Origin of the sequence: Oceanicola sp. S124 (genome assembly GCF_000220565.1) — a bacterium.
GTDB lineage: Bacteria > Pseudomonadota > Alphaproteobacteria > Rhodobacterales > Rhodobacteraceae > Pseudooceanicola.
In genome coordinates this window covers 1-6,238 of the sequence record NZ_AFPM01000068.1, presented here as the reverse complement: position 1 = coordinate 6,238, position 6,238 = coordinate 1, and the positions used below count along the sequence as shown (strand labels likewise).

At 67.1% G+C, this 6,238-nt stretch carries 7 protein-coding genes and 2 pseudogenes; 4 read left to right on the top strand and 5 right to left on the bottom strand.

Going from position 1 to position 6,238, the window contains the following annotated elements:
• Positions 1-208 (bottom strand): annotated as a pseudogene (locus tag OS124_RS23810) (haloacid dehalogenase type II); the annotation flags it as partial.
• Positions 209-464: 256 nt separating this feature from the next.
• On the opposite strand from OS124_RS23810, the gene OS124_RS0105750 reads away from it, so the two are divergent.
• Positions 465-893, top strand: a complete 429-nt coding sequence (locus OS124_RS0105750) for an FKBP-type peptidyl-prolyl cis-trans isomerase (protein ID WP_010138436.1) — start codon at positions 465-467, stop codon at positions 891-893.
• A gap of 260 nt (positions 894-1,153) precedes the next feature.
• On the opposite strand, the gene irrA is transcribed toward OS124_RS0105750, so the two are convergent.
• Positions 1,154-1,573 carry an iron response transcriptional regulator IrrA gene (irrA, locus tag OS124_RS0105745; RefSeq protein WP_010138435.1) on the bottom strand — a complete coding sequence of 140 codons (420 nt, stop codon included), beginning with the start codon at positions 1,571-1,573 and terminating at the stop codon, positions 1,154-1,156.
• A 175-nt stretch (positions 1,574-1,748) separates the two neighbouring features.
• On the opposite strand from irrA, the gene fabA reads away from it, so the two are divergent.
• From fabA to OS124_RS23805, 3 genes and pseudogenes are all read left to right on the top strand, one after another.
• Positions 1,749-2,258 (top strand): bifunctional 3-hydroxydecanoyl-ACP dehydratase/trans-2-decenoyl-ACP isomerase, encoded by a 510-nt coding sequence (gene fabA, locus OS124_RS0105740; RefSeq protein WP_010138434.1) that lies wholly within the window; start codon positions 1,749-1,751, stop codon positions 2,256-2,258.
• Positions 2,259-2,298: 40 nt separating this feature from the next.
• Entirely contained in the window at positions 2,299-3,528 is a 1,230-nt protein-coding gene (fabB, locus tag OS124_RS0105735) for a beta-ketoacyl-ACP synthase I (RefSeq protein WP_010138433.1), read from the top strand.
• 7 nt (positions 3,529-3,535) lie between these two features.
• Positions 3,536-4,325, top strand: a pseudogene (locus OS124_RS23805) (enoyl-ACP reductase FabI).
• Positions 4,326-4,571: 246 nt separating this feature from the next.
• On the opposite strand, the gene trmB reads toward OS124_RS23805, so the two are convergent.
• The 3 genes from trmB to OS124_RS23800 all read right to left on the bottom strand — a co-directional run.
• Positions 4,572-5,291, bottom strand: a complete 720-nt coding sequence (gene trmB, locus OS124_RS0105725; RefSeq protein ID WP_010138432.1) for a tRNA (guanosine(46)-N7)-methyltransferase TrmB — start codon at positions 5,289-5,291, stop codon at positions 4,572-4,574.
• A gap of 32 nt (positions 5,292-5,323) precedes the next feature.
• A complete protein-coding gene (locus OS124_RS0105720; protein ID WP_010138431.1) occupies positions 5,324-5,833 on the bottom strand; it encodes a DNA topology modulation kinase FlaR in 510 nt (169 codons plus the stop codon).
• A 70-nt stretch (positions 5,834-5,903) separates the two neighbouring features.
• A partial coding sequence (locus OS124_RS23800) for a methionine adenosyltransferase domain-containing protein (protein WP_010138430.1) occupies positions 5,904-6,238 on the bottom strand: 335 nt, incomplete at its 5' end.

Genomic DNA, 6,238 nt, shown 5'->3' with positions numbered 1-6,238 from the left:
CCTGCGTCACCTGCCAGAAGTCACAGTGAATGCCCCGGATGGCGCGCTGCCACGAGTATTCCAGCTGCTTCAGCCGCCATTTCTCGGCCAGCGCGGGCCAGCGGGCGGCGAACAGCGCCCGTCCCGGCTCTGTCGCGGCGGCGCGGGCGGCGGCATTGACATCGAAGAGCGTGCCATAGGCATCGAAGATGCAGGTGGTGATGGTCATCGCGTCCCTCCCTCGCACCGTCTCCCGCTGACGGCGCACGCCGGGTGAGCCTGCCATGCCCGGCGCAGGCTGGGAAGGGGCGATGGTCGCGCGTCCCCCCGGGTGAGGCCATCCCGCAGGGCGCATCGGCAGGGTGCTGCATTCCGCCGGGCGGCCTGTTTGCGATCCCCGGCGGGCTGCGTTAGGCTCTGTGCGAGAGCAGGCACCCGGGCGAGGCCCGGCCCTCCAAACCCACCCCGACATGATTGGATAAGCGATGAGCACAGCCAAAGCGGGCGATACCGTCCGGATTCACTATACCGGCACCCTGACCGACGGCACCCAGTTCGACAGCTCCTCCGGCCGCGAGCCGCTGGAATTCACCGTCGGCTCGGGCCAGATCATTCTCGGCCTCGACAAGGCGATCCCCGGCATGGCGGTCGGCGACAGCAAGACCGTGCAGATCCCCTGCGACGAGGCCTATGGCCCGCACAACCCCGAAGGCCTGCAGCAGGTGCCGCGCAGCGCCATTCCCGATACCATCCCGCTTGAGCTGGGCCTGCAACTGCAGATGCAGACGCCGCAAGGTCAGGCAGTGCCGGTGACCGTGACCGAGATCACCGACGAGGCCGTCACGCTGGACGCCAACCACATGCTGGCCGGCAAGGACCTGGTCTTTGCCGTCGAGGTGGTCGAGATCCTGTGATCTGAGCGGGACAAGGCCCTTCGCCCCCGGGGCGGAGGGCCAGGGCGGCGCGCATGGCCTCTCAGGCAGAAGCGCCTGTGCCACGCCGCCCGGCCGGCTTTCGCGCGGGCCGGGCGGGCGGGCCAGGGACTGCCCGGAAAGGCGGCATCAGCCCGCCAAGGCGCGGCCCTCGCGCCAAACTCCAGACAGAGCAATCATCCGTCCGCAAAAAGGCCCGGTCCTTGCGGCCGGGCCCTGGCAGGGGTGTCAGAGAGGGGGCCTCAGCTCTTGCGGCGCAGCCGGATCACCACGTCGACCTTCGAGATCGCGGCGCCGTCGGGGGCCTTGGGCAGCCGGGCGATCTCCAGCTCTTCCGAGGGTGCATCCGAGAGGGAGCCGTTCTCTTCCCAGAAGAAATGCGGGTGGTCGTGCATGTTGGTGTCGAAATAGCTGCGCGAACCGTCGACGGTGATCTCGCGCACCAGGCCGGCATCGCAGAAGGCGCGCAGGGTGTTGTAGACCGTGGCCAGCGAGACCGGCTGACCCGCATCCTTGGCGGCGGCAAAGAGGCTCTCGGCCGTGACGTGCCGGTCCTCTCCGTCGCCGACGAGAAGGGACGCCAGTCCAAGTCGCTGCCGGGTCGGGCGCAGGTCGGCCTTTGCAAGCCACTTCGCTCCGCGTTCGGTTGCCGTTGTCGTCATGCCGTTCTTGTATCCTTCAACTCAGCCGACAATATAGGGAAAAACACCCCCCCGATGCAACCGGTCAGGCAGAATGCCGCGCCGGCCTGGGCGGGCTGGCACCTTGCATGGTTCGCTTGCGCGGTGATAGAGGGGGCAGGATGCAGAAAAATGACATGGAAAGGGGCGCGCCTTAATGGCTGACTATCCCAGCAGTTTCGATCGGGACGATCTTCTGAAATGCGCACGCGGAGAGCTGTTCGGCCCCGGCAATGCGCAGCTGCCCGAGCCGCCCATGCTGATGATGGACCGGATCACGGATATCTCGGCTGATGGTGGCGCCCATGGCAAGGGCCATGTGCTGGCGGAGTTCGATATCACGCCGGACCTCTGGTTCTTCGACTGCCATTTTCCGGGCAACCCGATCATGCCCGGCTGCCTCGGCCTTGACGGCCTGTGGCAGCTGACCGGCTTCAACCTGGGCTGGCGTGGCTGGCAGGGCCGCGGCTATGCGCTTGGCGTCGGCGAAGTGAAGCTGACCGGCATGGTCCGCCCGGACCGCAAGATGCTGACCTACAAGATCGATTTCACCAAGGCGATCCAGACCCGCCGCCTCACCATGGGTGTGGCCGACGGGATCGTGGAAGCCGATGGCGAAGTGATCTATCAGGTCAAGGACATGAAGGTCGCTCTCTCCGAGAGCTGATCCAGCGAAACGACTGCTCCCAGGAGCGAAGGAGGGCACCATGCGCCGAGTCGTGGTCACCGGATTGGGGATCGTCTCCTCGATCGGGAATAACGCCGAAGAGGTCGAGGCCTCTCTGAAAGCGGGCAAATCCGGGATCGAAGCATCCCCGGAGATGGCCGAGCACGGCTTCCGCAGCCAGGTTGCCGGGACGCTGAAGATCGACCCCGCCGAGTTCGTGGACAAGCGCACGCTGCGCTTCATGGGCGGCGGTGCCGCCTATGCCCATATCGCCATGCAGCAGGCCATCGCCGATGCCGGGCTCGAGGAAAGCGATATCGTCAACGAGCGCACCGGCCTGGTTGCCGGCTCGGGCGGTCCCTCGACCTCGGCCATGTTCCAGGCGCACCAGACCGTGCTGAAGTCCGGGGCCACCAAGCGCATCGGGCCCTTCGCCGTGCCCAAGTGCATGTCCTCGACGATCTCGGCCAACCTTGCGACGGCCTTCAAGATCAAGGGTATCAACTACTCGATCACCTCGGCCTGCTCGACCTCGCTGCATTGCATCGGCAACGCAGCCGAGCAGATCATGATGGGCAAGCAGGACGTGATGTTCGCCGGCGGCGGCGAAGAACTGGACTGGACCCTGTCGTGCCTCTTCGACGCCATGGGCGCCATGAGCTCGAAGTACAACGACACGCCGGAACTGGCCTCGCGCGCCTTCGACGCGGGCCGCGACGGCTTCGTGATCTCGGGCGGCGGCGGCATCGTGGTGCTGGAAGACCTGGACCACGCCCTGGCGCGCGGTGCCAAGATCTACGCCGAAGTGACCGGCTTCGCCGCGACCTCGGACGGCCACGACATGGTGGCCCCCTCGGGCGAGGGCGGCGAGCGCGCGATGCGCCTGGCGCTGCAGACCCTGCCGGAAGGCCGCAAGGTGGGCTACATCAACGCCCATGGCACCTCGACCCCCGTCGGCGACGTGGGGGAAGTGCAGGCGGTGCGCCGGGTCTTCGGCGAGGGCTCGACCCCGCTGATTTCTTCCACCAAGTCGATGACCGGCCACGCCCAGGGCGCCGCCGGCGCGCTTGAGGCGATCTTCTGCCTGATCATGCTGGCCCGCGACTTCATTACGCCGTCGATCAACATCCAGACCCTCGACGAGGCCCTGAACCCGTCGGAAATCGCCCGCTCTCTGGTCGAGAAGGCGGGGCTGGATACGGTGATGACGAATTCCTTCGGCTTCGGCGGCACCAACGGCTCAATGCTGCTGTCGCGCTACATCGGGTGATCGGGTGATGACAGGACAGATGCAGGGCAAACGCGGTCTCGTGATGGGGGTCGCGAACGACCGCTCCATCGCCTGGGGGATCGCCAAGGCGATGCACGAGGCAGGGGCCGAGATGGCCTTTTCCTACCAGGGCGAGATGTTCGGCAAGCGTGTCGAACCCCTGGCCGCCTCGATCGGGGTCGACTACCTGCTGGACGTGGACGTCAGCAACGATGCCTCGATGGAAGCCGCCTTCGCCGATCTCAAGGCCAGGTGGGGACAGCTGGACTTCATCGTCCATGCCATCGCCTATTCCAACAAGGACGAGCTGGCGGGCCGGTTCATCAACACCAGCCGCGACAACTTCAAGCACTCGCTGGATATCTCCTGTTACTCGCTGATCGATGTGGCGCGCCGCGCCGCACCGCTGATGAAGCAGGGGGGCACCGATCCTGACCCTGACCTACCAGGGCTCGAACCGGGTGACGCCCTACTACAACGTCATGGGCGTGGCCAAGGCGGCGCTGGAATCGGCGGTCCGCTACCTGGCCAATGACCTCGGCCCCGACGGAATCCGGGTCAACGCGATCTCGCCCGGCCCGATGAAGACCCTGGCCGGCGCCGCCATCTCGGGCGCCCGCAAGACCTTCCGCCAGACCGAGGCCAATGCCCCCCTGCGGGCCAATGCCACGCTGGAGGCGGTCGGCGGCACCGCGGTCTACCTGGCCTCGGATGCCGGCAGCTGCACCAGCGGAGAGATCATCCGGGTGGACGGCGGCTACCACGTCCTCGGAATGCCGCAACCCGAGAACCTCTAAGGCAGATGGCGCGCCTGTTTCGGGCGCGCCAATGCCTCCGGTGGCAGTATTTTCAGCCGTCGGATAGAGAATATTAACTCTGCTCGTAAATGATCGGGGCGCGGTACAGGGTGCAGACCCGATGACCGCGCCGAAGGATGGGCCTCTCGTCACGTTGGTTCGGGCGAGAGGTTCTTCTTTGTCTATCCAAAGGCTGGAAATACTGCCGCCGGAGGCTTCGGGCCGTCCTGCGGCCCGAAATCCCCCTCAGAGCTTGCGGAAGGTAAGGTAGTGGGGCGTGCGGTCCTCGCGCAGCGCCTTCTGCTCGTAGCGGGTCGAGATCCAGTCCTCCCAGCTTTGCCGCCAGTCCTCCGGGCCCTCCGCCAGCCATTCGAAGCCGGCCTTCGGCACTTCCTGCAGGGTCTGGCGGACGTAGTCGGGGATGTCCGTGGCGACGCGGAAGATCGCGCCGGGCTTCAGCACGCGGGCCAGCGGCTCGAGGTGCTCGGGCGTCACGAAGCGGCGGCGGTGGTGGCGCTTCTTGGGCCAGGGATCGGGATAGAGCAGGAAGGCGCGGCTGATCGAGGCCTCGGGTAGCACGTCGAAGAGGTCGCGCGCATCGCCGGGATGCACGGCGAGGTTTTCCACCCCCGCCTCGCGGATCTTGCCCAGAAGCATGGCGACGCCGTTGATATAGGGCTCGGCCCCGATGATCCCGACATCGGGGTTGCTGGCCGCCTGGTGGACCAGGTGCTCGCCGCCGCCGAAGCCGATCTCCAGCCAGACGTCCTTCGCCCCGAAGAGACCTTCGAGGTCCAGCGGGCTGCGCTCCGGGTTGGACTCCCAGCTCACCGCGCCGGGCGAGAGCTGGTCGAGGTCCTCTTCCAGGTAGGCTTCCTGGTTGGGGCGCAGGCTCTTGCCCTTGAAGCGGCCGTAGAAGTTGCGCCAGGGCGCGCCGGAGGGGTGTTTGTCGGGGTTCTGGGTCATGGCCGCCCTGTTAGCCGCAGCCGGGGCGCAGATCAATGGCCGGGAAAGCCGGCGAGGAACCGGCGTACCGCGCAGGGAGAGCGCAGGTGATGCACCGGCTTCTCTGCCACCCAGCGGTCCAGCAGGGCCTGGAAGCGGGGGCGGCGCTGACGGATGTCCCAGGTGAAGCGCAGGAAGGCCGGGTCGATCCGCTCGGGGCAGCCGGGGGCCATGTCGGGACGGGTGCTGCCCCAGTTCGTCAGGGCGCGGCGGGTGACACGCCAGACCAGCAGCGCGGGCGGCAGGTCCAGCCAGATGATCATCTGGGCGCGCGCAGCGCGCGCCTCCCAGCTGGCTGAGTGATTGCCCTCGAAGACCCAGGCTGCGCCGCGGGCCGCGGTGTCGAAGTCGTGCTGGATCTCGTCTCCGGGCCGCATCACCCAGCCGGGGGCCCAGTAGAAATGGTCGCCGTGGATGACCGGCAGCGCGAGGCGCGCGCCGAGCTGACGCGCCAGGGTGGACTTGCCCGAGCCGGGGCCTCCGATGATCATGATCCGTTGCATGGCAGCCCCAAAGCAAGACGCCCGGCCCGCAGGGTGCGGGGCCGGGCGGTCCGGTTCAAGTCCAGTCGCCTCAGATGGCGGCCTTGAGTGCCTCGACAAGGTCGGTCTTCTCCCAGGAGAAGCCGCCGTCAGCGTCGGGTGCGCGGCCGAAGTGGCCGTAGGCCGCGGTGCGCTGGTAGATCGGCTTGTTCAGCTCGAGGTGCGAACGGATGCCTCGCGGGGTCAGGTCCATGACCTTGGCGACGGCCGCCTCGATCTCGGCCTCGTCGACCTTGCCGGTGCCGTAGGTGTCTGCATAGATCGACAGCGGCTTCGAGATGCCGATGGCGTAGGACAGCTGGATCGAGCATTTGCCCGCCAGCCCCGCCGCCACGACGTTCTTGGCCAGGTAGCGTGCCGCATAGG

Excerpts from the sequence above, each read along its gene's own strand:
- trmB (WP_010138432.1), bottom strand. The coding sequence starts at position 5,291 with ATGACCCAGAACCCCGACAAACACCCCTCCGGCGCGCCCTGGCGCAAC.
- irrA (WP_010138435.1), bottom strand. The coding sequence starts at position 1,573 with ATGACGACAACGGCAACCGAACGCGGAGCGAAGTGGCTTGCAAAGGCC.
- OS124_RS0105750 (WP_010138436.1), top strand. The coding sequence starts at position 465 with ATGAGCACAGCCAAAGCGGGCGATACCGTCCGGATTCACTATACCGGC.
- fabB (WP_010138433.1), top strand. The coding sequence starts at position 2,299 with ATGCGCCGAGTCGTGGTCACCGGATTGGGGATCGTCTCCTCGATCGGG.
- fabA (WP_010138434.1), top strand. The coding sequence starts at position 1,749 with ATGGCTGACTATCCCAGCAGTTTCGATCGGGACGATCTTCTGAAATGC.
- OS124_RS0105720 (WP_010138431.1), bottom strand. The coding sequence starts at position 5,833 with ATGCAACGGATCATGATCATCGGAGGCCCCGGCTCGGGCAAGTCCACC.